Below are 25,820 nucleotides of genomic sequence, written 5' to 3' on the forward strand. Positions count from 1 at the left end.
AGCGTCGTTTCCGTTTCAGTGACGCCAGTATATAATGCCGCAGATTTTGTGTGCGCTTTGTCCCAGCGTAGGATGAAGCTCACGAGAGCGATTGACCTTGATTGCGCACTAGAACGCAGAACGCTCTCAACCCTGAAAAGGTCGTTTTATGACGAAATGGCTGCTAGCTGCCGGTGTCGTGATGCCGCTTTACAGCGCTCAGGCTACACAGGATCCGGAAGCTGTGTACAACCGTGTTTGTGGAGCCTGTCATTCCGGCCAACTCCCAACGGCGCCTCAAAAGGGCGATCAGGAAGCTTGGGCGCCAAGACTGGCGCAAGGTATGGAGACGCTGGTGCAACACGTGACCCAGGGTTTCAAGGCGATGCCGCCGCGTGGTTTGTGCATGGACTGCAGTGCCGAGGATTACCAGGTAATCATCCAGTGGATGAGCGAGTGATCCCGGTCCATAACTCTTTAACCCTTAGCCGTAGTTGGATTAGCTGATGAACAAATTGATCGTGAGTCTGCTGTTGACCCTGGGGATCTCCGGCATTGCCCATGCTGCAGGCGATGCGACTGCTGGTCAGGCGAAAGCCGCAGTATGTGGCGCCTGTCATGGCCCGGACGGCAACAGCATGGCGCCAAACTTTCCAAAACTGGCGGGTCAGGGTGAGCGTTACCTGAACAAGCAACTGCACGACATCAAGTCGGGCAAACGCACCGTTCTGGAGATGACTGGCCTGCTGACCAACCTGAGCGATCAGGACCTGGCCGACCTCGCTGCCTACTTCGCCAGCCAGAAAGGCAGCGTCGGCGCAGCAGACCCGAAAGTCGTGGCTCACGGTGAAGAGTTGTTCCGTGGCGGCAAACTGGACCAGGGCATGCCTTCGTGCACCGGTTGCCACTCGCCTAACGGTGCAGGCAACGCCGCTGCTGCCTTCCCGCACCTGGGTGGCCAGCACGCCCAATACATCGCCAAGCAGTTGACTGATTTCCGTGAAGGCAACCGTACCAACGACGGTGACACGAAAATCATGCAAAGCATTGCTGCAAAGTTGAGCAACAAGGACATCGAAGCGGTGTCCAGCTATATTCAAGGCCTGCACTAAGGCCGGTTGGGCGAGCGTTGCGTAAGGTGTTGATCTCGCGCAACGTTAACGCTCGATTAATCCTTCGATGCAAGCATAAAAAGGGTGGCTTTGGCCGCCCTTTTTTGTGGCCGCTGCCGTTACACTAGACAACTAATGCCCGCCATGATCTGCCAGAAAGCAGGTCGCGCGAGGCGACCCAATTTGTTCAGGAGTAAAGCATGCGTAATCTGATTCTCAGCGCCGCACTCGTCACTGCCAGCCTGTTTGGCATGACCGCTCAAGCTGCCGAACCGCTTGAAGCCGGTAAACAATATGTCGAATTGAGCAGCGCCGTTCCGGTGGCTGTGCCTGGCAAAATCGAAGTCGTGGAACTGTTCTGGTATGGCTGCCCGCATTGCTATGCGTTCGAGCCAACCATCAACCCTTGGGTTGAAAAACTGCCTGCCGATGTGAACTTCGTGCGTATTCCGGCCATGTTCGGTGGTATCTGGAACGTTCACGGCCAGTTGTACATCACCCTGGAAGCGATGGGCGTGGAACACAAGGTTCACAAAGCCGTCTTCGAAGCGATCCACGGTGGCAAGAAGCTTGCTACCCCGGAAGAAATGGCTGAGTTTCTGACCGGCGAAGGCGTCGACAAGGACAAGTTCCTGAGCACCTACAACTCGTTCGCCGTCAAAGGCAAAGTTGAAGAGGCCAAGAAAAAGGCCGTGGCTTATCAGATCTCGGGCGTACCGACCATGGTCGTCAACGGCAAATACCGTTTCGACCTGGGCACCGCCGGTGGCCCTGAAGGTACCTTGAGCGTGGCTGATCAGCTGATCGCCAAGGAGCGCGCCGCTAAGTAAGCGGCGCACGCCATGCGACGCTGGGGCACTGAACGTCTTGTTGGCCTGCACGACCCGCAGGTCAATGAGCATCACCTGGGTTCCTCGGGCTTGCCCGCAGACAGCCGTCTGCGTTTGCTCAGTTTCAATATCCAGGTCGGCATCAGTACCGAGCGTTATCGGCATTACCTGACCCGTAGCTGGCAGCATTTGCTGCCGCACACCGGGCGAGCGGATAACCTGCAAAAAATCGGCAATCTGCTGGGTGACTACGATCTGGTCGCTTTGCAGGAAGCCGATGGCGGCAGCCTGCGGTCGGGCTACGTCAATCAAGTCGAGCACCTGGCCCAACTCGGCGCCTTCCCCTACTGGTATCAACAACTCAATCGCAACCTGGGTCGTCTCGCTCAGCACAGCAATGGCGTGCTCAGCCGTTTGCGCCCCTGGGCGATTGAAGATCATCCGCTGCCCGGACCCAAGGGCCGTGGTGCGATTCTTGTGCGGTTTGGCGAGGGGCCGGAGGCACTGGTGGTCGTGATGATGCACCTGGCATTGGGGGCGCGCGTGCGGACAATGCAGTTGGCCTACATTCGCGAGCTGATCGGCGACTACAAGCATCAAGTGCTGATGGGTGATATGAACACCCACGCCAGTGATTTGCTGCAAACTTCTCCTCTGCGGGACCTCGGTCTGCTCGCGCCACAAGTCGAAGCGACTTTCCCCAGTTGGCGCCCGCAACGCTGTCTGGACCATATTCTGCTCAGCCCTACGCTGACCCTCGAACGGGTTGAAGTGCTGGCACAACCGATTTCCGATCACCTGCCGGTCGCGGTAGAGATTCGTCTGCCGGGTTCGCTCACGGCCGATGCATTGCCCGCGTTGAGTCCTGCCCTTCGCGGAACCCCTGAATGAGCGACGAAGCACAGCGCTGGAAAGAGAAATACCTCAAAAGTATCGAACAGCAGGAAAAGCTCGAGCGCCGCTGGGATGCCCGCCTCGACTTGCTGCGTCGCGGTTTGGTGCGCAGCACGCTGGCGGCCGAGGGCACCGACCGTGCGGTTGACCAGTGCATGAAGGAAATGCGCGAAGTCATCCGCACCAACGATATGGATGCAGGATTGGCCGCATTGCTGCCACGCCTGGAGAAAGCCGTGCTCGACTCCGAGCAGCGTCGCGAGACTCGGGTTGATCAAATCAGTACAGCGTTGACCGCTCTGGTCGGCCAGCTCCAGACCTTGCCGTTGCCGCGCGAGATCAGCCGTCCACTCAAGGTTTTCGCCAAGCAACTCGACGGACGGGTCAGCCAGGCGCGTGAGATCCCTTTATTGCTCGGTGAGCTCAGTGGTTTGCAAGGTCAGGCGCTGAGCCTGCTGGAAAACCCCGCCGAGCCAAGCCGCCCTGGTCTGCTGCAACGGTTGTTTGGTGGTCGAGACGCGGATGCACAAGCCTCTGAAGCCAGTGCGTTTCAACACGAAGCGCCCGCCCCGAGTCCTGTTGAGCAAGCGCCGGTACCTGCTGTAGAGACGACACCTGAGCCGGTGCATGAATCACCGATGCCGATGCCGATGCCGATGCCGACATCGACACCGATCCAGGTTGTTAAGCCAACGGTGCAGGAAGTCCCGGCACCAACCGTCCAAGCGCCGCACGCTGTGATTGCAGAGCCTGCGCCGGCGGCACCTCAGTCGCCGGATGAAACCAGGTCATCGCCTGAAGTGGTGGCTTTTGTTCCTCCAGTGCTTGCCGCTGAAGCTCCGCGTGCCAAAGCGCTGGCAGCGGATCAGGATTTGCCTGCTCTGGATGTGCTGGAAGAGCCGCAGGTGTCCCCGGCACCCGACGCAATGGCGATCAACCCCGATGAGCTGACATCCGCCTTACCACGAGAGGGCGATGAAGCTTCGCCGTTAATCGACATCCTTGCGCCCCCACCGGCGATGGCAGAAGTTCCAACGGCTCTGGAGCCGGAGCAACCTGAGCAGGATGTTCTTTATGCACTGCCGGACTCGCCGGAACCGTCCTACAGTTCGGTGGCCAAGCACATCGAGAGCACGTTGCTGGGGCTGCTGGACGACTTGTCGTTGCCCGAGCGTCACCGGCCGCAAGCCGAGGCAATGCGCGATCGGCTGCAAAATGGTTTGAACTGGTACGAACTGCTGCCAATCCTCGATGATCTCGCGGTTTTGATGCTGGCGATTACTGACAGTGGTCAGCATGAGTTCGAGGTTTACCTCAAGCAACTCAATGAGCGTTTGGAATCCTTCCAAAGCAACCTGCAAGCCGCCAGCGAGGGTCATGCCGACAACCGCTCTGCTGCGCGGGAGATGGACACGCAGATCCGTGAGCAGGTCGATGGCCTGCAGAGCAGCATGCAGGACGCAGCAGATCTGGAGGGCCTCAAGCATGTGCTGGAGAACCACCTCGAAGGGCTGCTCGGCACCATGGATCAGCACCAGAAACAGCGCGACGAGCGTGAGCAGGAAGTTGCGGCACGCCTGCAAGGCTTGGCCGAGCGAGTCGCGAGCATGGAGCAGGAAGCTCAGGGCTACCGCGAGCACCTTGAAGAGCAACGCCAGAAAGCCCTGGTCGATCCGCTGACCGGTTTACCGAATCGCGCGGCCTGGAGCGAGCGTCTGGAGCATGAGATTGCCCAGTGGCAGCAACACGGCAACTCGCTGTTGCTGGCGATGCTCGATCTCGACCACTTCAAGCGCATCAACGATAACTACGGCCACCTGGCCGGCGACAAAGTGCTGAAGATTATCGCCAGCGTACTGAGCAAGCGCCTGCGCGGTACGGACTTCATCGCTCGCTTCGGTGGTGAGGAGTTTGTTTTACTGGTGCCCAACACCCCTTTGACAGTCGGCGCCAAGTTGGCAGAAACCCTGCGCGCGGCTATCGAAGCTTGCCCGTTTCATTTCAAAGGTGAGCGCGTGACGATCACCGTTTCCATGGGAATGACGGCGTTCAAAGCGGGAGAACACAGCGATCTTGTGCTTAAAAGAGCCGATCAGGCGCTGTACAGGGCGAAAAATGCCGGCCGCAACCGAGTGGAGCTGGGCTAACGAAGGTTGTTCCATTTTGTTTAATGCCAGGCTTTTGCCGGCCCGGAAGAAGGCAGTACGTTACACTGTTGCATAACTGCCTTCAGCGTACTGCCTTTGCCATGAAATCTATCCCTCTGCTTTTGGTGCTTCTTGTTCTGGCGGGTTGCGCCAGCGGTCCTCGAATCGACACCAGCCATCCTTCGGTGAATCACGACAACCGCGTGCAGTTTATCGTGGTGCATTACACCACCGCCTCGCAGGAGCGTTCGTTGGCGTTGTTGACCCATGGCGATGTCAGCAGTCATTACCTGATTGGCGACGACAAGAACGCCACCATTTTCAAACTGGTGGATGAAAGCCGTCGGGCCTGGCATGCCGGGGAAAGCGAGTGGCAGGGCCGCACCTGGCTGAACTCAAGCTCGATTGGCATCGAAATCGTCAATCCGGGTTTTCGCGATACGCCTGCCGGACGCGTCTGGTACCCCTACAGCGAAGCGCAGGTTCAGTCTTTGATCATCCTGATCAAGGACATCAGCAAGCGCAATAACATCAGCCCGCAAAACGTCATCGGCCACAGTGACATCGCACCGCTGCGCAAGCTTGATCCGGGGCCGCTGTTCCCATGGAAGCGTCTGGCTGACGAAGGTCTGGCTGTCTGGCCCGATGCTCAGGCGGTGGCGCGTCAGCAAGCGTTATTCGAAGCGCAACTTCCGAGCATCACCTGGTTTCAGGAAGAGCTCGCGCGTTTGGGTTATGCGACGCCGCAGACCGGTGAGCTGGATGTAGCCACCCGGCATGTGCTGGCGGCCTTTCAGATGCACTATCGCCCGTCACGGTTTGACGGTACGCCAGACGCGCAAAGTGCCGCGATCCTGCAGGTGCTCAACCAGACAAAATAATGACGGCCGCCCGACGGTCAGGGCTATTTCCTGATCAGTAGCTATAACTCATTGGTAATCCTTCGGATATTCAATGATGACGGCCGCTAGCGAGACCCTGCGCAGTTGGTTCTATCGCCCTTGGTCTTTGGCGATACTCGCGGCTGCGCTGAGTGCGGCTTTGCTGTTGGCCGGTAGCCTGGGCGTGGCGTTGCGGCAGGTCCAGCAACGCGAAAGCGAACAGATGAACGCACAGGGCGAACGATTTCTGGAGCGCCTGGAGCAGCTGTTCGGCCAACTGCGTGAAGGCCTTGATGATCTGGAAGCACAGCCGTTGCGCAGTTGCGACACGGAGATGATCGCAACCTTGCAGCAGGTCAGTTTCAATTACCGCTTCGTGTATGAAGCGGCCTATATTGACGCCACGCAATTGTGCTCGAACCGACCGCGGCAGGATGCGCTCTCGGCGATCCGGCCACCTGACATCAAAGGGCCGACCTACAGCTATTGGCTCAACACCTCGACCGAACCCGACGAAGACCGCGCAGCGCTGATGCTGGGGCGCGGTAATTTTCGTGTAGCGACTTCACGCGGACATTTGACCGACGTGGTTGACCTGACACCCGGTAGTAGCCTGGTGGTGGTGGTCGATCATGGCACCCGGGCGATCCCGGTCCTCGGGGCGCCTCAAGCCTGGCCGCCGGCCGATCCCTGGTCGCCCTTCAGCAGTGAACCGTTACAGGTTACGAAAACCCGGCTGATCTATCGTATGCCGACCAACAATCCCGAATATCAATTGGTGTTGATCGGTCCTCGAACTGCGCTGCACCTCCCCACGTTGTGGTGGTGGCTGGTGCCGGCAAGCCTGGTGCTGGGCGTGAGCATTGGTGGCTTGGTGTTTCTGCTGGCCCGCCAGCGGCAGTCGCTGGGCGGTGAGTTGCAGGGAGCCCTCAAGCGTGGCGAGTTACAGGTCCTGTATCAGCCGATCTTCGACCTCAAAAGCCGTAACTGTGTCGGGGCCGAAGCCTTGTTGCGCTGGCGCCGACCAGACGGCACGCTGACCAGCCCTGACCTGTTTATCCCCATGGCGGAAAACACCGGCCAGATCCGTCAGATCACCGACTTCGTATTGCAGCGATTGCTTGAACAGCTCGGTAAGTTACTTCGCGCCAACCCGCAGTTGTATATCTCGGTCAACCTGGCTGCCTGCGACGTCATGGTGCCGCGGATCGGTCAGGTCATGGCGCGCTTGCTGGCCATGCACCGGGTCGCTGCGCGGCAGATCGCATTTGAGGTGACCGAACGGGGGCTGATCGATGTGGTGGTCGCACGCGAGAACCTGCAAGCCTTGCGTGATGCGGGGCATCAAGTGCTGATCGACGACTTTGGCACCGGCTATTGCAGCCTGGCCTACCTGCAAACCCTGCCGGTGGACTACCTGAAAATCGACAAGGCCTTTATTGATGCGCTGGGCCACGACGCCGCCAGCAGCGGTGTGGCGCCGCACATCATTCGCATGGCGCATGCCTTGCAGCTCAAGGTGATCGCCGAAGGTATCGAACATGAGTCCCAGGCCATGTTGCTGAGCAGCGAAGGCGTGAACTACGGCCAAGGTTGGTTGTTTGCCCATGCCTTGACTGCGGCGCAGTTCATTGAGCTGATCACCCGAGGCCGTCGACTGGCGCCCCGGCGGCTGGATGACGAAGCATGAAGGCCCGTTACAGTGGCAGTGCCATGTAAAACTGGGTGCCCTGCCCCGGTCGGGAATACACGCCCATGCGGCCACCGTGCAATTGCACGATCTCTTTGCACAGCGCCAGACCGAGCCCGGCGCCGCCCTTCTTGCGCCCGACCTGAACGAAGGGTTCGAAAATCCGCCCCTGCTGGCCGTAAGCGATGCCTTCGCCATTGTCCTCGACGCTGACGATCACCCGTTCGCCATGCCGGCGCGCTTGCAGGCGTATCTGCCCGTTGTGGCTGGTGTGGCGCAGAGCGTTGTCGATCAGGTTGTCCAGTACCCTGTCGAGTTGTGCCTGATCGGCATGCAATCGCGGCAGCGGTGCTTGCACTTCCACCAGTAGCTCGATGCTTTGCTCATTGGCCCGTTCGGCGAAACGCCCTTGTGCTTGTTCTAAAAGGTCATCGATGTTGCATGGCGCCAGAGTGAGTTTTTGCAGGCCATTCTGATAACGGGAGAAGTTCAGCAGGTCGTTGATCAACTGCATCAAGCGCTGCATTTCCTCATTCACCGTGTTCAGCAGGTCGGCTTCGCGAGAGTCCTCGGCAAAGTGTGCGCGTTCCCGGAACAGGCCGAACGCCATGTGCATGCCCGTGACCGGCGTACGCAGTTCATGGGAGGCGCGCAACACGAACTCACTGCGTACCCGTTCAAAGGCCCGCTGTTCGGTGACATCGTGCAGCACCATGACGGCGCCAAGAATATGCCCCTGGGTGTGGATGACCGGCGTCAGGCTGTAGGTCAACACCCGTGATTCACCGTCGACGTCGATACTCAGGTCTTCAGGCGCACGTTCCAGCGTTCCGCCGCGCAGCACCAGTTGCAGCTGTTCATCGAGCTCCGGCCGCTGGAGCGCGGTGCCCAGGCCTTGGCCGAGGCGATCTTCGTCCCAGCCCAACTGGCGCTGCGCTACCGGGTTGAGGTGCTCCAGATGGCCCTGACGGTCGATCATCAGCAAACCGTCATCGATGCTGTCGAGCACGGCTTGCAAGCGTTGCTGGCCGGCGAGCAGTTCATCGACGTTGGTTGCCTGATGCTCACGCAAGGCTTCGGCCATGATCCCGAAGCGCCGAGTGAGCTGGATCATCTCCGCCGCCGGGGAAATCGGCAGGGTGACGTCGAAGTTGCCCTGACCGATATTATCCGCAGCCTTGGCCAGTGCCTCGATCGGCTCACCGAACCGCCGGGCGATGCCGTGAGCGGTGATGAAGCCGATGGCCAGTACTGCCAACCCGACCAATCCGAGCAAACCGGCAATCAGCAGCGCATGTTCGCGGGCATTGCGCTGGGTGTCGTTGATGTTGTCCAGTGCTTGCTTGTGTTCTGCGATCAGACCGTTGCGCAGCACGTTGAATTTTTCGGTGAGATCCTGATTGCCGGTGAGCTTGCCGGACGGATCCTGCGTTTGGCTGAAGGTTTTGAGAAAGGACAGGTAGTCGGCGCGGGCCTGCTGGAAACCATGGTCGCCATTGAAACTGTTTTCGTGCTCGATGCCTTGATCCAGCAGCTCGAAGTAGTGCCGCTCAGAAGTTTCCAGTGCTTCAAGATCGGGCTTCTCGTTGAGCATGATAATCAACTGATCGCCCAGGGTCTGGCGTAGCTTGAGTTCCAGGTCCAGGGTGATGAAGTTGTCGCGGATCAGCACGTCCTGGTTGCTGGCCATCTGCATCACGCTGACCAGCCCGAGTACCAATCCGAGCAACGCCACGGTGATCAGTGCCGAGATACTCAGAAACAGCCGTGTGCGCAAATTCATCGCCAGCTTCATAAGGAGCCGCTCACAGGTTGTACTGTTTGCGTTTGCGGTACAGCGTCGAAGCGTCGATACCCAGGGTCTTGGCAGCCTGATCGAGGGTGCCGGCGCTGGCCAGTACCGCGCCGATGTGGGCTTTCTCCAGTTCATCCAGGCTTAGCGCCGCACCGATTCTTGGCGCGTTGTTGGTGGTTTGTTCGGCCATGCCCAAGTGACTGATCTCGACCCGCTCCTGTGGGCAAATGATGCTGGCCCGTTCGACCACGTTGCGCAGTTCGCGGATATTGCCTGGCCAGCGATAGCCGAGCAGTGCCTCGCGTGCTTCGTCGCTGAAAACGCGGGCCGGCCGCGCGTATTCCTTGACGAAGCGCGCGAGGAAGCGGTCGGCCAGGGTCAGGATGTCCTCGGCCCTTTCGCGCAGTGGCGGCAGGTGCAAGGTGATGACGTTCAGTCGATAAAGCAGGTCTTCGCGAAAACGTCCGTCGCGGACCATGTCTTCGAGATTGAGGTTGGTGGCGGCGAGGATCCGCACGTCAGCGCGACGGGTCACCGGGTCGCCGACCCGCTCGTATTCCTTGTCCTGAATGAAGCGCAGCAGTTTGGGCTGCAAGGTCAGCGGAAAATCGCCGATCTCATCGAGGAACAGCGTTCCGCCATCGGCCTGATTGACCCGACCGAGGGTGCTTTCGCTGGCGCCAGTGAAGGCTCCGCGGCTGTGGCCAAAGAGTTCGCTTTCCATTAACTCGGCAGTCAATGACGGACAATTAATGGTGACGCAGGATTTCTTCGCGCGTTTGCTCCAGCCGTGAATGGCCCGGGCCAGTTCGCCTTTACCGGTACCGGACTCGCCGAGAATCAGAATGTTGGCGTCGGTGCTGGCGACCTGGCGCGCGGTTTCCAGTACGACTTTCATCGCCGGGCTGTGGGAGTCCAGACCGTCGTTGGGTTTGCGGACTTCACCTTCGAGGGCTTCAAGGCGTGCCGAGAGCTGGCGGACTTCCAGTTGTTTGGCAGTGGCCAGGCGCAATTGGTCGGGGCTGCAAGGCTTGACCAGATAGTCGGCGGCGCCGGCCTGTATCGCATCGACGGCGGTGTCTACGGCCGAGTGCGCGGTGACGATCACCACGCGCATCCAGGGTGCCTGCACACGCATTTGCGCCAGTACATCGAGACCGTTGTCCTCGCCCAGGCGCAGGTCGAGGAAGCACAGGTCGAAGACCTGCCTCTGCAACAAGGCGTCGGCCTGGGCTGCGCTGTTGGCGGTGGCGACGGTATAGCCTTCGTCTTCCAGGCAGTAGCGGAAGGTGCGCAGGATGGCAGATTCATCATCTACCAGCAGAATGCGGCCTTGATGCTCGTTGGCGGATTCCATTTTTCCTACGCTCCTTAAATGAATGCTCTTAATTTAGTCTCGGAAAAATCGGGCAAGTTGCATGGTTGATTCTGGGCGCTTCGCGGCAGAGCAGGGTAGTTATCTACTCGAAATAGTTATAACAATATGATTTTATTGATTTTTTATAAATGCACGACTGTCCCGGCGATCTCCTGTCTCTTTTTCTGACATCCGTGTCCCATCAAACATTCAAAAAGTTTTCGATTTTCTGAAAAACGATCGTGCATTACGCACGACCCTTCGCGGGCCATCGTGCAGGATGCGTCCGAATGCATTTCATTAATTAAAATAACTATTTGATTTTATTTAATTTAATTCAGTAAGGAGGCTGGCATGCAGGCTGCAATGGTCTGGTTAAGCCGGGGTATTTATGAAGGAGCGCCCCTTAACCAATAACCACCAGTGTGGGAGGAGTTTCAGGATGAATCGCCAACGTGTCGCCCAATTGCGTATCTCGCCACTGTATATCCAGCAAGGGATGTTTGCCGTTTTTGCCTTGTTGATCACCCTGATCGGCGGCCAGCAATTCTTGCGCTGGGAACAAAGCCAGCAGCCAGAGGCAGCGATTGCGCCGACTCATCACTTGACCCAAACCCATTTCAGCGCAGTCAGCAGCCGGCCTGCTGATGCGGCCTCAATGAGAATGATGAGTGTGGACCAGGCAGAACCTGGTGCCGTGACGCTGCGTCAGGACCGTTGGGTGTTCTAGGTAACAGGCTTGGCGCGATGTTCATGTGCCGGGAATAGCTGCACCTCTAAATAGAAGCGTAAGGAGAATCACCATGTTGAGCTGGGCAATCACATTCTTGATCATTGCCATTGTCGCTGCCGTACTGGGCTTCGGTGGTATCGCGGGCACCGCCACGGGTATCGCCAAGATTCTCTTTGTCGTGTTCCTGGTGATGTTTGTTGCTTCGTTCTTCTTTGGTCGCCGCGGTCGAGGCTAACGTCAGGATTGGAGTGACCTACGGGTACAGGGAGTACCTGCGCAAGGGCGGGGTCAGGACAAGCAGCGCCGCATATTTGGCCGTCACTTACGACGTGGCAAATCTGCGGCGCGCTTATGTGTGTAAAGCGTTGCCCTAGAGCTGCCAAACGATTTTTATCGCTGCGCCTGCCGGCAAAAAAATATCGGCAGTCTTCACAAAGCAATTCGCGGTGTTTTCGGGCGACCGTATATCGAGAAATTTGGCGCTATTTTCCGCTCACTTCTCACTACAGGTCGTAGGATTTTTCCCTGGTTTTCGGCCCTATCCCGCTGCTCGAAAAACCACCAACCTCCTCTACGATGGCCGGTTCACGGCACTTATGCCTGCCGAAATGTCGTATTCGAACCGGCTGGGACTGCCGTTTTATTTGAAAAAGTTCATGCCGATTCGGCATAGGGTAGGCGTTTACGGCATTAGACGTCGCTCCCGTGCATCGGAATAGTTGCGCCTTTTTTATCTGCCAGAGAGCCGTAACTACGCGCTCCGGGCGACCTTATCCGGGGGCAGATGCACAGACTTTTCCGTCATTGAGCGTTCCAGTTTGTGCATCTACCCGAGTCCATTTATAAGAAAAGGGTAATGATATGAAGAAGGCAAAGCTTAGCCTCGCCTGGCAGATCCTCATCGGTCTGGTGCTGGGGATTGCGATTGGGGCGCTGCTCAACCATTTCAGTGCCGAAAAGGCCTGGTGGATCAGCAACGTTCTGCAACCGGCAGGCGATATCTTTATCCGTCTGATCAAAATGATCGTGATCCCGATCGTGATCTCCTCGCTGGTCGTCGGCATTGCCGGTGTGGGGGATGCGAAGAAGCTCGGGCGCATTGGTCTGAAGACCATCGTTTACTTCGAAATCGTTACCACCATCGCCATTCTGGTGGGTCTGGTGCTGGCCAACGTGTTCCACCCGGGTTCCGGCATCGACATGAGCACCCTGGGCACTGTGGATATCTCCAAGTACCAGGCGACCGCTGCCGAGGTTCAGCATGAACACGCGTTCATCGAAACCATCCTCAATCTGATTCCATCGAACATCTTTGCCGCCATGGCGCGTGGCGAGATGCTGCCGATCATCTTCTTCTCGGTGTTGTTCGGTCTCGGTCTGTCGAGCCTGCAATCGGACCTGCGCGAGCCGCTGGTGAAGATGTTCCAGGGCGTCTCGGAAAGCATGTTCAAGGTCACTCACATGATCATGAACTACGCCCCGATCGGCGTGTTCGCACTGATCGCAGTGACTGTTGCCAACTTCGGTTTCGCGTCCCTGCTGCCGCTGGCCAAACTGGTGATCCTGGTTTACGTCGCCATCGCCTTCTTCGCCTTCGTGGTGTTGGGCCTGATCGCTCGCCTGTTCGGCTTCTCGGTGATCAAGCTGATGCGCATCTTCAAGGATGAGCTGGTGCTGGCCTACTCCACCGCGAGCTCCGAAACCGTGCTGCCGCGCGTGATCGAGAAGATGGAAGCCTACGGCGCACCGAAAGCCATTTGCAGCTTCGTGGTGCCGACCGGTTACTCGTTCAACCTCGATGGTTCGACCCTGTACCAGAGCATCGCGGCAATCTTCATTGCCCAGCTGTACGGTATCGACCTGTCGATCAGCCAGCAGTTGCTGCTGGTACTGACCCTGATGGTCACCTCCAAAGGTATCGCCGGTGTGCCGGGCGTGTCCTTCGTGGTCCTGCTGGCGACTCTGGGCAGCGTGGGCATTCCATTGGAAGGCCTGGCGTTCATCGCTGGTGTCGACCGCATCATGGACATGGCCCGTACCGCACTGAACGTGATTGGCAACGCCCTGGCCGTACTGGTTATCTCTCGTTGGGAAGGCATGTACGACGACGCCAAGGGTCAGCGCTACTGGAACTCCCTGCCGCACTGGCGCAGCAAAGAGAAGCTGACCGCGGGCGAGACTTCCAGCAACTGATAGCACGCCCCCTGTAGGAGCAAGGCTTGCCCGCGATTCAGGCGCCGCGGTGGATCAGATACACCGCGTTATCGTTCATCGCTGGCAAGCCATGCTCCTACAAGAGACAAAACAAACCCCAGAGAAATCCGGGGTTTGTCGTTTCTCCCCACCCCGCTATCATTCGCGCATCTTCTGGGGGATTTGACTGATGCTCAATGGCCTGTGGCTTGGCTTTTTCATCGTGGCGGCCGTTTCGGCACTCGCGCAGTGGCTGATCGGCGGCAATGCCGGGATCTTCGCGACGCTGGTGGAAAGCATTTTCGCCATGGCCAAGTTGTCGGTCGACGTGGTGTTGTTGCTGTTCGGCACCCTGACCTTGTGGCTAGGCTTTCTGCGGATCGCCGAGAAGGCCGGGATCGTCGACTGGCTGGCCAAGGCGCTCGGCCCGCTGTTCCTGCGCCTGATGCCGGAAGTGCCACCGGGCCATCCAGCCATCGGTCTGATTACCCTCAACCTCGCGGCCAACGGCCTGGGCCTGGACAACGCCGCGACACCGATTGGCCTCAAGGCCATGCGAGCGTTGCAGGAACTCAACCCCAGCACAACGGTGGCCAGCAACGCGCAAATTCTGTTTCTGGTCATGAATGCTTCGTCGCTGACCCTGTTGCCGGTGACCATCTTCATGTACCGCGCCCAGCAAGGTGCGCCGGATCCGACGCTGGTGTTCCTGCCGATCCTCTTGGCGACCAGTTGTTCGACGCTGGTTGGCCTGCTGTCGGTGTCGCTTATGCAGCGTCTGCGGCTCTGGGACCCGGTGGTGCTGGCCTATCTGATTCCGGGTGCGCTGATATTGGGTGGGTTCATGGCGCTGCTGGCGACGCTCTCAGCCACTGCTCTGGCGAGCCTGTCATCGATCCTCGGCAACCTGACGATGTTCGGGATGATCATGCTGTTTCTGGTGATCGGCGCGCTGCGCAAGGTCAAGGTTTACGAAGCGTTCGTCGAAGGTGCCAAGGAAGGTTTTGACGTCGCCAAGAACCTGCTGCCGTATCTGGTAGCGATGCTCTGTGCGGTGGGCGTATTGCGGGCGTCCGGGGCGCTGGACTTCGGTCTTGACGGGATTCGTCATCTGGTGCAATGGGCCGGATGGGACACGCGTTTCGTCGACGCCCTGCCGACCGCGATGGTCAAACCCTTCTCCGGCAGCGCTGCGCGGGCGATGCTGATCGAAACCATGAAGACTCAAGGTGTCGACAGCTTCCCGGCGTTGGTGGCGGCGACTATTCAGGGCAGTACGGAAACCACCTTCTATGTGCTGGCGGTGTACTTCGGGGCGGTGAACATTCAGCGTGCGCGGCATGCCGTGGGCTGTGCGTTGCTGGCGGAACTCGCCGGGGTGCTGGGGGCGATCGGGGTCTGCTACTGGTTCTTCGGTTGACTCAAAAGATCGCAGCCTGCGGCAGCTCCTACACACGTTTCCCGTAGGAGCTGCCGAAGGCTGCGATCTTTGCGTTCAGGGTTTCAGAGTCGCGTTCTTCTGCCCCTGCTCTACCGTCCACGCAATCACCTGCGCCGTCAGCGTGTCACTCGCCTGACCGAACCCGGCCACCACTGCGGGCACCTTCACATCGCTTAATGGCTGGCGTACTTCAAAACGTCGGCTGGCGAGGATCCGCTGGTCATTGCCACGTACCAGCAGCGCATCCAGGCTAATGACCACTTGCGCGGCGTTGCCCTGATATTCCGTCTGGAACGCCTGCAGATTCCCACCCAGTTCCAGGTCCGTCTGCAAGTTGCTGTCGTCGGTGCTCAGCAACTGCACGCGGCCGTCCTGTGCAAACCCGGCGAGCAGCCGATTGCGCAGCAGGATCGGCGTCGGATCGCTCCAGCGCGAAGCCTTGTAGCTGCTGATCAGATCCCCGTTGGGGATCACGGCGATTTTTGCGCTGTTGAGCACGTCGCCCGCCTGGGGCTTGGCCAGACGCAGCGACCAAGGCACCGAGTTGGCATGCGTTGACGACGTAGCACTCGGCGCGGCAGGCAGGCGGTAGACATCCAGCGGGTCGGCTTTGGGCAAAATCGAGCAGGCGCTGCTCAGTGCGAAACTCGCCAGCAGCGTGCAGTGGGCCAAAGCGCGGTAGACAAGCTTCATGGTGTGAACTCCTTGTTCTTGTCGCCGCCCAGCAAGTAATCGCTGGGGTTGGATTCCAGGCGACGAGAGATCGCGCGTAACGAGCTCAGGGTGTCGCGCAATTCACGTACCGCCGGGGCCAGACTGTTGAGCCCCTGCATGCCGTTACTCAGTGCGTCCTGGTTGTCTGTCAGCAAACTGTTGATGGTCGCCGTGCTCTGCTCCAGTGATTTCATGGCCTGCTCGGCACTGCCGAACATCTGCTTGCCCTGATCGTTGAGCATGCCGTTGGCGTTGCGCATCAGCGCAGAGGTCTGTTCCAGGGTGGCGCTCGCCTGTTTGCCAACCGACGCCAGTTGTTGCATCGCCTGGCGCAGATCCCCGCGCTGTTCGGCAACGCTTGCGGTGGTTTGCTCCAGATGCTCGAGGGTGTTGCTCAGCCGATCGGCGTTCTCCGGCGACATCATCTGGTTGGCGTTATGCAGCAACTGGTTGACGCTGCTCATCAGGTCATCGCTGTTGTTCAGCAACCGCGAGATGGGTGATGGCGAGGCGATGATCTCCGGCAGATTGCCGTCCTTGCCGCGCAGCTCGGGGCTCTGCGGCGTACCACCGCTGAGCTGGATGATTGAAGTGCCGGTGATGCCGGTCAGCGCCAGTTTCGCCTGGGTGTCTTCCTTGATCGGGGTGTCGCCGCCCAGACGAATCTGCGCCAGTACCCGGCGTGGGTCTTTGGGGTCGAGGCGCAACGTCACCACATCGCCGACCTTGATCCCGCTGTATTGCACCGCACTGCCTTTGGACAGGCCGCTGACGGCCTCGTTGAAGACTACCTCGTAATCCTTGAAGGCGGTATCGACGCTGGACTTGGCAAGCCACAGACCGAACAGCAACGCACCGGCCACCACCAATACGGTGAACAGGCCGATCAATACATGATGGGCTCGGGTTTCCATGTCATACCTCGTTGAGCTGTGATGCGGCTGAAAGCGCCGCGCGGCCGCGTGGGCCGTGGAAGTATTGGTGAATCCATTCGTCGTCGGTTTCCGACACTGTGTCTATGGCGTCGGCCACCAGCACTTTTTTATGCGCCAGCACCGCCACCCGGTCGGTGATGGTGTACAGCGTGTCGAGGTCGTGGGTGACCAGGAAGACGCTTAACCCCAACGCATCGCGCAGGGTCAGAATCAGTTGATCGAACGCCGCAGCGCCGATCGGATCGAGGCCGGCGGTCGGCTCATCGAGGAACAGGATGTCCGGGTCCAGCGCCAGGGCGCGGGCCAGCGCCGCACGTTTGATCATGCCACCCGACAGCGAAGCCGGGTACTTGTCGGCAGCCGACAATGGCAGACCGGCCAAAGCCAGCTTAACCGCCGCCAGATGCTCGGCGTCGTTGCGACTCAGGCCGGCATGCTCGATCAGTGGCAGGGCGACGTTTTCGGTCACGGTCAGCGAAGAGAACAACGCGCCCTTCTGAAACAACACGCCGAAGCGTCGCTCCACCATTGAGCGTTCATGGTCCGACAGGCTCGGCAGGTTCTTGCCAAATACCTTTACCACGCCTTCGCTGGGCCGGCGCAGACCGACAATGCTGCGCAGCAACACCGATTTACCGCTGCCGGAGCCGCCGACCACGGCGAGAATCTCGCCCTTGTACAAATCCAGGTCGAGGTTTTCATGCACGCTTTGGCGGCCGAAGCGATTGCACAGCCCACGAACTTCGATCACCGCCTCGGAAGGCGCACGGGGTAAGCGATTCACCAGCCCATCTCCATAAAGAACAACGCGGCGACAGCGTCGAGCACGATCACCACGAAAATCGATTGCACCACGCTGGAGGTGGTGTGGGCACCGACGGATTCCGCGCTGCCGCTGACCTTGAAGCCTTCCAGGCAACCGACAGCGGCGATCAGGAAGGCGAAGATAGGTGCTTTGACCATGCCAACCAGAAAATGTTGGACGCCGATGTCCGATTGCAGCAAGGACAGGAACATCGCCGGCGAAATGCCCAGCGATATCGCACAGACTACTCCGCCACCGACAATCCCCGAGAGCATCGCCAGAAAGGTCAGCATCGGCAGTGCCACCAGCAACGCCAACACTCGTGGCACCACCAGCAGCTCCATCGGATCGAGGCCTAACGTACGGATCGCGTCGATTTCTTCGTTGGCTTTCATCGAGCCGATTTGCGCGGTGAAGGCACTGGCGGTGCGCCCCGCCATCAGGATCGCGGTCAGTAGCACACCAAATTCACGCAGGAAGGAAAACGCCACCAGGTCCACGGTAAAGACGCTCGCACCAAAACTGGCGAGCACCGTGGCGCCGAGGAAGGCCACCACCGCGCCGACCATGAAGGTCAGTAAGGCGACGATGGGCGCGGCGTCGAGGCCGGTTTGTTCGATGTGCGCGACCATTGGCGTGATGCGCCAGCGCTTGGGGCGAAACAGACTGCGAGCGATGGTTTCCAGAATCAGCCCGACAAAACCCAACAATTGCAGAGTGTCCTGCCAGATTGCATCAACCGCGCGCCCGATGCGCGTCAGCAGTTGAATGCCGACGCTGATTTCGGGTTCTTTGACGGGGACGCAGAAGTCGGTCAGCGAGCAATAGACTGTTTGCAGCAGCGCGCGGTCGGCTGCGGACAGGCTGCAATCGGGGTGTTCGGCGGACTTGCCGATGCGCTCGGCACCGAGCAGTTCGACCAGCAGCGAGGCGCCGGCGGTGTCGAGTGCGCCGAGACCGTTGAGGTTGATGGGCGTGCGGTCGTCGTATTGGCCTTTGAGGGAATCGCTCAGGCGCTTGAGGTCGGCGTAATGGACGAGCGTCCAGTCACCCGTGACCCGCAATTGCGCTGGGGTGTTTGAAGTATCGAGTTGGGCACTGCCGGCCATCACGCTGCTGGTCATAATCTCCGAGCTTGTTCGACTGATACGCAGTGCTACGTAATAGCACGATCCCGGTTACTTTGCCTCGCTCGGCGCAACTGTGTTTTGACCCGCGTCGGTCACGTCGAAGCGCAGCACGCCGATCATCTGACCGTCTTCGGTGAGTACCTGTACCTGCCAGTCGCCGACCGGATTACCCGGGAAGTTCTGTTTGTGGCTCCAGGCCCGGTAACCTTCCTTGCGTCCGCCGTGGATGTCCAGCGCAATGCGGTCGACCTCTGCTCCGTTGAATTTCCAAACGTGATAGATCCGTTCATCGAGCCCGCGCGGGGCGTTGATCGCGGTGTACGCGTAGAGGCCGTCCTTGCGCAATTGCGCGACACTGACTTCATCGAGGCTGTCGCCGGGCGTACGGTCCTGCAGTTGCGTGCTGATCGCCACTTGCGTCATCCACAAGGTGGCCGGCGGCACCCAGGAGCGCAGCAACCAGCCGGCACTGCCGATGGCCAGGGTGATGCACAGCACGCTCAGGCCGCCGCGGATCGTGCGAATCGGAAAGATCGACGCCAGGCTCGGAAAGGACAGCAGCATGGCGATGCCCAGTGCCAGTTTGAAGCTCTGCGCGGTGGTCAGGTGCAGGATGATCGGCAATGCGGTCAGCAGTGCAGCGAACAACGTCAGGGTGTGCATCGCCAGAAACAGCCAGCGGCGCGGTGCCAGCCATTTGTAATACAGCGGGTCGGTGATCGAAACCAGCGCTGCCGCGCCGAGCAGCCCGGTGAACACCAGTTGCCCGCTGTTCCAGGTGGTGGTGACGAAAAAGAATGGCAGGACGAAAAACAGACTTTCCTGATGGATCATCTGCGTCGCATAGCGCAGCAGCGGCTGGGGGACTTCGCGCTTGAAAACCTTGGCGAACAGCTCTGTCAGGCTGTTTTCCAGCATCAGCCAGAGCCAACTGACCAGCATGACGATTGCAATCCAGGTTGCCAGGCTTTGTTGACGGTCGACCAGAATGAAGCTGCCGACGCCTGATATAAAGCCACCGAGCGCAATGACCCCAGGATAGCGCTTCATCAGTTCGAGGATGCGCTGTACGTAAAGGGTCAGGATAGGCATTCGGCAGTTCGCAATTGTCGTAGGAAAAAACCCCGACAGGATAACGCTGGCACAGTGATGTTGCGAGAAAGCTTGGCCCCCGCAAAAGATCGCAGCCTGCGGCAGCTCCTACGTCGATCGCCTGTAGGAGCTGCCGCAGGCTGCGATCCCTTTATCTTCGATGCAAACGCCAACCCATCAGCCCCAGCACCATCAACCCCAACACCCCGCCCAGTAACCACAGCACCTCGTCATAGCTGAGCAGCGGCTTCTCGATTCGTAGGTAGCCTGGTTGTTCGAGCAGTTTGTGCAGGTCCTGGTTGGCCTGCTCCAGTGTGACCGCTTGCAGGCGTTTGGCCGGGTCGTCGAAATGTCCGTCCTCATAGTCGCCGATGGCGCTCCAGTAGTAGTCGGCCAGCCCGCTGTTGCCTTGCACGGCCCAGGCCTGGTGGGCGATGGCGGCCTGCTTCAGGCGTTCGAAGCCTATGGGGTCGAGACCGTTCTTGAGCAGATCGGCTTTCAGCTCATCGAGTACCTGCTGCGCTTGCGGCAGATCATCGCGTTCCAGATCGGCGTTCAGGCTGAGGAAGCCGACGCCGCCGAACACTTCGCGTTCTGCCCAAGGCCCGTAGGACAACCCGTGTGCCAGGCGCAGCTGACGGTATAGCGCCCAGTCGAGGTAGTCCTTGAGCAGGTCGAATGTCTCGTCGTACTGATCGTCGAGCACTGGCTCCGGGAACAACCAGTGCAGTTTGGCGCCACCACCGACCCAGCCATGGATCAGATTGCGCTCGGTTACCGCCGGGTGCTGGATATCCGGCAGCGGCAAGTGCTCGGTGGGATCAATCGGCTTGAGCTCGCCGTAGGTGCGCTCCAGGTAGGCCGGCAGCAGGCGATCGAGCTCGCCGACAATAATCAGCGTCATGTTGTTCGGTGCGTACCACTCCTTGCGCAGCTTCTCCAGTTGTTCGCGGGTCAGGTGCTCTACCTGGGCGCGCTCCGGGCACTTCAGCCCCAGTTCCACTGCCAACTGATTACTCGCCGTGTGGCCCAGGTCCTGACGGTCAAGCCAGCGCTGCAAGTGGGAGTAATGGCCGCCGTCTTTGCGTTCGACCACCTGTTTGGCCGCGCTGATTGCGTTGTCGTCGATTCGGGTTTGGGTCAGCAGCGCCAGCAACAGGTCAAGGACTTTGCGTTGATTCTTTGCCGGGGCTTCGATGACGAATGTGGTGTCGGCGTTACTGGTGTAGGCGTTCCATTCACCGCCCAGTGCCTGCATGCGCTCCTCAAGCCCGCCCTCGCCGCTGGCGTCGATGCCGCTGAACAGCAAATGCTCAAGCAGATGTGGCAGCTCTTTGTCGGCGCAGGCGAAGTCGTCCAGGCCAACACCCACCACCAGACGAATCGCCACATGCCCGCGTTCGCTGCCGGGCTTGAGCAGTAATTGCAGGCCGTTGGGCAACATATAGCCTTCGACCTGAAAGCGATCCAGGGCAAACGAGCAGGTGGAACCCAACAGCAGACACGCGAACAACAGACAACGCATAACAACTTTCCTGGCGGGTAAATGCGGGCACAAAGGTTTGCCTTCAGCCTTTTAAGTGACTGCCTTCGACGCTAGACGTTCAGGGTGAATGGGTGATGTCAGACATTTCGTCGGCGGTCAATGCACCGGTTTCGGTGGTTTCCAGGACCACATAGGCGCTGCCACAGAACAGCGAGTTCAAGCGTCTCATGTCGGCGATCAGCTCCAGATGCAGCGAGCTGGTTTCGATACTTTGCACGATCTTACGTTGCAAGCGGCTGACATGGGCGTGGGCCAGGCGTCTTTCCTGTGCACGGAAGCGACGTTTCTCACGCAGCAGTTGTCGGGCGCTTTCCTTGTCGGCACTCAGGAATACCGACAGCCCCAGACGCAGGTTGGCGATCAACTGATGGTGCAGCCCGGCCAGTTCTTCCAGGCCAACCTCGGAAAACGAACGTCGTTGCGAGGTCTTCTGCTGCTGGACCTTGCGCAACATGCGTTCGATCAGGTCAGAGGCGAGTTTCAGATTGATCGCCAGTTCGATGATTTCCGCCCAGCGCCGACTGTCCTGTTCGCTGAGGTCCTCGCGGGGCATCTGCGCCAGATAGAGCTTGATCGCGCTGCACAGCGCTTCGACGTCATCGCTCAAGCGGCGCACTTCCTGAGTAACGGCGGTTTGCTTGCCCCGCAGCACATCGAGCATGGCTTCGAGCATATTGTCGATCAGGTCACCCATGCGCAGGGTTTCCCGCGCGGCGTTGGCCAAGGCCAGGCTCGGCGTGGCGAGTGCTGCTGGGTCCAGATGGCGTTGTTTGGCCTGGCCATTGATTTCCGGGCGCTCCGGCAACAGCCAGGCACAGAGCCTGGCCATCGGACCGACGCTGGGCAACAGCACCAGGCAACGAATCGTGTTGTAGAGCAGATGAAAACCGATCACCAGGCCTTGCGGACGGAAATTGAGCTTGTCCATCCAGTGCACCAGCGGGCCGAGTACTGGAATGATCAGCAGCAGGCCGATCAATTTGTACAGCAGGCTGCCCAGCGCCACCTGACGTCCAGCGGCGTTTTGCATACTGGTGCTGAGAAACGCCAGCACTCCGCTGCCGATGTTGGCGCCGATCACCAGACCGATGGCCACTGGCAGGCTGATCACTCCGGCACCGGCGAGGGTTGCGGTGAGCAGGACGGCGGCCAGGCTGGAGTAGGAAATCATCGCGAACAGCGCACCGACGAGGGCATCGAGCAGGATGTCGCCCGTCAGCGAGGCAAACAGCACTTTGACGCCGTGAGCGTGAGTGATCGGATCAGCCGCTTCGACGATCAATTGCAGCGCGAGAATAATCAGCCCCAGGCCGATACCGACCCGGCCGAGTTGGCCCGCATGAGTCTGCTTGCGCGAGAGAAAGAAAATCACCCCGAGGAAAATCAGCAGCGGCGACAGCCATGACAAATCGAGGGTCAGGACCCGCGCCATCAGTGCGGTACCGACGTCGGCACCGAGCATGGTCGCCAGGGCGGGCGTCAACGCCATCAAACCCTGGCCGACAAACGAGGTCACCAGCATCGCCGTGGCGTTGCTGCTTTGCACCATGGCGGTGACGAGAATCCCGGCGATGAAGGCCAGCCAGCGTTTGGACACGGCCTGGCCAATGACATGGCGCAAGTTTGAACCGTAGACCCGCAGGATGCCGGTTCGGACGATGTGCGTGCCCCAGATCAGCAAGGCGACGGCGGACAGTAGATTGAGCAGGGTCAGCATACTGGGCCCCCTGAGTGAATAGTGCCCCAATGGAGCAAGTTGACCGTACCGCGCGACGTTCTACGTTCTGTACTTAAGCTTTAGTTGGCTAACGGTCCGGACGCCAGCATTGCATAGCTAAAGAGTCGATTGAAACAAATCCGTCATGGAGACAGCTCCATGCAGACGTGAAAAAGGGGCCAAAAAGATCGCAGCCAACGCTCAATTGGCAGGCATTAGCCCTAAAGCCCCTTCTTCTACAGCGCACTCGGGTTACTGGCTTGGGATGTCCTTGCGCAGTTTCACCGGTTCCTGTTGTTTCTTCTTTTTCGCGATCGCGGTACGCATCTTGATGTTGATCGCTTCGACGGCCAGCGAGAACGCCATGGCGAAGTAGACGTAGCCTTTTGGTACGTGCACATCGAAGGCTTCGGCGATCAAAACGGTACCCACCACCAGCAGGAACGACAGCGCGAGCATTTTCAGCGACGGGTGCTTGTCGATGAACTCGCTGATCTTGCCCGAGGCCATCATCATCACCAGTACTGCAACGATGATCGCGGCAACCATGACCGGAACATGGGACACCATGCCGACCGCGGTGATAACCGAGTCCAGAGAGAACACGATGTCGATGATCGCGATCTGGATGATGGTGTAGAGGAAGTTGCCGCCCTTGCCGCTTGGCGCATCGTCAGTTTCGTCTTCACCTTCCAGTGCGTGAAACATCTCCTGGGAGCTTTTCCACAGCAGGAACAGACCACCGAAGAACAGGATCAGGTCTCGCCCGGAAATACCCTGACCGAAGAGCACGAACAAGTCGGCGGTCAGACGCATGACCCAGGTGATCGACAGCAACAGGAGGATCCGCGTGACCATGGCCAGCGCCAGGCCGAAGATCCGGGTGCGCGCCTGCATGTGCTTGGGCATGCGGCTGACGAGGATCGAGATCATGATGATGTTGTCGATGCCCAGAACGATTTCCAGGGCGGTCAGCGTAAAGAAGGCAACCCAGATTTCCGGGTTGGTCAGCCATTCCATGTGTATTCCTTTGAGCGAGTGTTAAACCACGACGCCAGCATTTAGCTGGCGGCACGGTGAGTTGATGCCGTTACAAGGTGCTGAACAGCGGGAAAATCCCCATCAGCAAAGCAGCGACGAGTATGCACATGCACACCAGTACCGCCCACTTCAGGGTAAAGCGTTGGTGGTCACCGAATTCGATCCCGGCCAGCGCCACCAGCAAGTAGGTGGAGGGTACCAGCGGGCTCAGCAAGTGCACGGGTTGGCCAACGATCGAGGCACGGGCCATTTCCACCGCGGTGATGCCGTAGTGGCTGGCGGCTTCGGCCAGAACCGGCAATACACCGTAATAAAACGCATCGTTGGACATGAAGAAGGTGAACGGCATGCTCGCCAGTGCGGTGATCACGGCCAGGTACGGGCCCAGGAAGTCCGGGATCACGGCCAGCAGGCTTTTCGACATGGCGTCGACCATGCCGGTACCGGTCAGGATGCCGGTGAAGATACCGGCGGCGAAAATCAGCCCGACCACCGACAACACGCTACCGGCGTGGGCCGCAACGCGATCTTTCTGCTGTTGCAGGCATGGGTAGTTGACGATCATTGCGATGCTGAACGCGACCATGAACAGCACTGGCAGAGGCAGCAGGCCGGCAACCAGGGTGCACATCAGGGCGAGGGTCAGGGCACCGTTGAACCAGATCAGCTTCGGACGGCGGGCATCCGGGAACTGCGAAACGCTGATTTCGCTGTGGTCGATTTCGTCGCCGATCAGGTGCAATTCACCCAAGCGCGCACGCTCACGTTTACCGTATAGGTAAGCAATCGCCAGGATTGCCACCACACCGGCGAGCATCGCCGGGATCATCGGCACGAAGATGTCTGACGGGTCGACATGCAGCGCACTGGCGGCCCGTGCGGTCGGGCCGCCCCATGGGGTCATGTTCATCACGCCGCCGGCGAGGATAATCAGGCCGGCCATGATCCGCGGGCTCATGCCGATGCGGCTGTACAGCGGCAGCATGGCGGCCACGCAGATCATGTACGTTGTAGCGCCGTCACCGTCCATGGACACCACCAGGGCCAGCACGGCGGTGCCGACGGAAACCTTCAACGGGTCGCCCTTGACCAGTTTGAGGATCTTGCGCACGGCCGGGTCAAACAGGCCGGAGTCGATCATCAAGGCGAAATAGAGGATGGCGAACATCAGCATCACCCCGGTCGGGGCCAGCTTGGTGATGCCTTCGAGCATCATCGGGCCGATCTTCGGGGCAAAACCACCGAACAGGGCAAACAGGATCGGAACGATGATCAGGGCGATCAGCGCCGACAGGCGCTTGGTCATGATCAGGTACATGAACGTGATGACCATGGCAAAGCCAAGGAAAGTCAGCATGGGAATACTCCAGGCGTAGCGCGGCTAGGGAATGGCGAACCGGGTGGGGTCAGCGCAGAACGGAAAGCACAAGGCGTACGGGAGGAGTCGGGGCAAACAGGCGGGTACGAGCGGACATCAGAATCACCATTGTTGTTGTTAATTGGGCCTGGCGAACGTTGCTACATTCGTTTGGCCAACCGGTCTGTTGCCGGCAGTGCGGGCGATCCTAATCGGCAAACCTTTCAGCCAGCTTTCGCTGGGCAAACACCGGACGAGATGTTCAAGGTGGACGGGTGTGCCTAAATTTGTAAGGTCAAAAGATCGCAGCCTGCGGCAGCTCCTACAGGTGATTGACGTAGATACCGTCTTGAGCCTCACCGGGCAAGCGCAAGTTTCGGGTCAAAGGGTTGACCCGACTTGAGCACGCCGTAAACGAAGTGCAACAGCTT

22 protein-coding genes are annotated in these 25,820 nt (G+C 59.3%); 11 read left to right on the plus strand and 11 right to left on the minus strand.

Annotated elements, in window-relative coordinates; all coding sequences use genetic code 11:
- Window positions 1–148 precede the first annotated feature (148 nt).
- From ACIPIN_RS16270 to ACIPIN_RS16300, 7 genes are all read left to right on the plus strand, one after another.
- Entirely contained in the window at window positions 149–439 is a 291-nt protein-coding gene (locus ACIPIN_RS16270) for a c-type cytochrome (RefSeq protein WP_401120174.1), read from the plus strand.
- 46 nt (window positions 440–485) lie between these two features.
- Complete coding sequence (locus ACIPIN_RS16275) at window positions 486–1,091, plus strand: cytochrome c (RefSeq protein ID WP_019694484.1); 606 nt, start codon at window positions 486–488, stop codon at window positions 1,089–1,091.
- A 200-nt stretch (window positions 1,092–1,291) separates the two neighbouring features.
- A complete protein-coding gene (locus ACIPIN_RS16280) occupies window positions 1,292–1,921 on the plus strand; it encodes a thiol:disulfide interchange protein DsbA/DsbL (protein WP_401120176.1) in 630 nt (209 codons plus the stop codon).
- Window positions 1,922–1,933: 12 nt separating this feature from the next.
- Window positions 1,934–2,812, plus strand: coding sequence for an endonuclease/exonuclease/phosphatase family protein (locus tag ACIPIN_RS16285; RefSeq protein WP_401120177.1), 879 nt, complete (start codon window positions 1,934–1,936; stop codon window positions 2,810–2,812).
- Window positions 2,809–4,962, plus strand: coding sequence for a diguanylate cyclase (locus tag ACIPIN_RS16290; protein WP_401120178.1), 2,154 nt, complete (start codon window positions 2,809–2,811; stop codon window positions 4,960–4,962). The genes ACIPIN_RS16285 and ACIPIN_RS16290 overlap by 4 nt, the downstream gene beginning before the upstream one ends.
- A gap of 101 nt (window positions 4,963–5,063) precedes the next feature.
- On the plus strand, window positions 5,064–5,843 hold the full coding sequence (locus tag ACIPIN_RS16295; RefSeq protein ID WP_401120180.1) for an N-acetylmuramoyl-L-alanine amidase: 780 nt from the start codon (window positions 5,064–5,066) through the stop codon (window positions 5,841–5,843).
- A gap of 73 nt (window positions 5,844–5,916) precedes the next feature.
- Entirely contained in the window at window positions 5,917–7,533 is a 1,617-nt protein-coding gene (locus tag ACIPIN_RS16300) for an EAL domain-containing protein (protein WP_401120182.1), read from the plus strand.
- A gap of 7 nt (window positions 7,534–7,540) precedes the next feature.
- Here ACIPIN_RS16300 and ACIPIN_RS16305 read toward each other — a convergent pair whose 3' ends face one another.
- Both ACIPIN_RS16305 and algB read right to left on the minus strand, forming a co-directional pair.
- Window positions 7,541–9,328 carry a KinB sensor domain-containing domain gene (locus ACIPIN_RS16305; protein WP_401120184.1) on the minus strand — a complete coding sequence of 596 codons (1,788 nt, stop codon included), beginning with the start codon at window positions 9,326–9,328 and terminating at the stop codon, window positions 7,541–7,543.
- 10 nt (window positions 9,329–9,338) lie between these two features.
- Window positions 9,339–10,685, minus strand: a complete 1,347-nt coding sequence (gene algB / locus ACIPIN_RS16310; protein WP_401120185.1) for a sigma-54-dependent response regulator transcription factor AlgB — start codon at window positions 10,683–10,685, stop codon at window positions 9,339–9,341.
- A gap of 442 nt (window positions 10,686–11,127) precedes the next feature.
- On the opposite strand from algB, the gene ACIPIN_RS16315 reads away from it, so the two are divergent.
- From ACIPIN_RS16315 to ACIPIN_RS16330, 4 genes are all read left to right on the plus strand, one after another.
- Window positions 11,128–11,415 (plus strand): hypothetical protein, encoded by a 288-nt coding sequence (locus ACIPIN_RS16315; RefSeq protein WP_401120187.1) that lies wholly within the window; start codon window positions 11,128–11,130, stop codon window positions 11,413–11,415.
- A gap of 73 nt (window positions 11,416–11,488) precedes the next feature.
- Window positions 11,489–11,653, plus strand: a complete 165-nt coding sequence (locus ACIPIN_RS16320; RefSeq protein ID WP_007989444.1) for a DUF1328 domain-containing protein — start codon at window positions 11,489–11,491, stop codon at window positions 11,651–11,653.
- A 626-nt stretch (window positions 11,654–12,279) separates the two neighbouring features.
- The gene (gltP, locus tag ACIPIN_RS16325; protein WP_401120189.1) at window positions 12,280–13,611 is read left to right on the plus strand and encodes a glutamate/aspartate:proton symporter GltP; all 1,332 of its coding nucleotides are present in this window, start codon (window positions 12,280–12,282) and stop codon (window positions 13,609–13,611) included.
- A 190-nt stretch (window positions 13,612–13,801) separates the two neighbouring features.
- Window positions 13,802–15,031 carry a nucleoside recognition domain-containing protein gene (locus tag ACIPIN_RS16330; protein ID WP_401120190.1) on the plus strand — a complete coding sequence of 410 codons (1,230 nt, stop codon included), beginning with the start codon at window positions 13,802–13,804 and terminating at the stop codon, window positions 15,029–15,031.
- Window positions 15,032–15,106: 75 nt separating this feature from the next.
- Here ACIPIN_RS16330 and ACIPIN_RS16335 read toward each other — a convergent pair whose 3' ends face one another.
- From ACIPIN_RS16335 to ACIPIN_RS16375, 9 genes are all read right to left on the minus strand, one after another.
- A complete protein-coding gene (locus ACIPIN_RS16335; RefSeq protein WP_401120191.1) occupies window positions 15,107–15,745 on the minus strand; it encodes an ABC-type transport auxiliary lipoprotein family protein in 639 nt (212 codons plus the stop codon).
- Window positions 15,742–16,680: an MlaD family protein gene (locus ACIPIN_RS16340; RefSeq protein WP_401120192.1), complete on the minus strand. Its 939-nt coding sequence runs from the start codon at window positions 16,678–16,680 to the stop codon at window positions 15,742–15,744. The genes ACIPIN_RS16335 and ACIPIN_RS16340 overlap by 4 nt, the downstream gene beginning before the upstream one ends.
- Window position 16,681: 1 nt before the next feature.
- The gene (locus tag ACIPIN_RS16345; protein WP_401120194.1) at window positions 16,682–17,485 is read right to left on the minus strand and encodes an ABC transporter ATP-binding protein; all 804 of its coding nucleotides are present in this window, start codon (window positions 17,483–17,485) and stop codon (window positions 16,682–16,684) included.
- On the minus strand, window positions 17,482–18,630 hold the full coding sequence (locus ACIPIN_RS16350) for an MlaE family lipid ABC transporter permease subunit (RefSeq protein ID WP_401120196.1): 1,149 nt from the start codon (window positions 18,628–18,630) through the stop codon (window positions 17,482–17,484). Before ACIPIN_RS16350 ends, ACIPIN_RS16345 begins: the two co-directional genes overlap by 4 nt.
- 54 nt (window positions 18,631–18,684) lie before the next feature.
- Window positions 18,685–19,728: a DUF5924 family protein gene (locus ACIPIN_RS16355; protein ID WP_401120198.1), complete on the minus strand. Its 1,044-nt coding sequence runs from the start codon at window positions 19,726–19,728 to the stop codon at window positions 18,685–18,687.
- Between the two features lie 151 nt (window positions 19,729–19,879).
- A complete protein-coding gene (locus ACIPIN_RS16360; protein WP_401120199.1) occupies window positions 19,880–21,253 on the minus strand; it encodes a M16 family metallopeptidase in 1,374 nt (457 codons plus the stop codon).
- Between the two features lie 79 nt (window positions 21,254–21,332).
- Window positions 21,333–22,991: a Na/Pi cotransporter family protein gene (locus ACIPIN_RS16365; protein ID WP_401120201.1), complete on the minus strand. Its 1,659-nt coding sequence runs from the start codon at window positions 22,989–22,991 to the stop codon at window positions 21,333–21,335.
- 252 nt (window positions 22,992–23,243) lie between these two features.
- Entirely contained in the window at window positions 23,244–24,011 is a 768-nt protein-coding gene (locus ACIPIN_RS16370; protein ID WP_401120203.1) for a TerC family protein, read from the minus strand.
- Window positions 24,012–24,081: 70 nt separating this feature from the next.
- Window positions 24,082–25,389, minus strand: a complete 1,308-nt coding sequence (locus tag ACIPIN_RS16375) for a CitMHS family transporter (RefSeq protein ID WP_401120205.1) — start codon at window positions 25,387–25,389, stop codon at window positions 24,082–24,084.
- Window positions 25,390–25,820: the final 431 nt, after the last annotated feature.

The organism is Pseudomonas sp. NPDC087697 (assembly GCF_044743155.1).
GTDB lineage: Bacteria > Pseudomonadota > Gammaproteobacteria > Pseudomonadales > Pseudomonadaceae > Aquipseudomonas.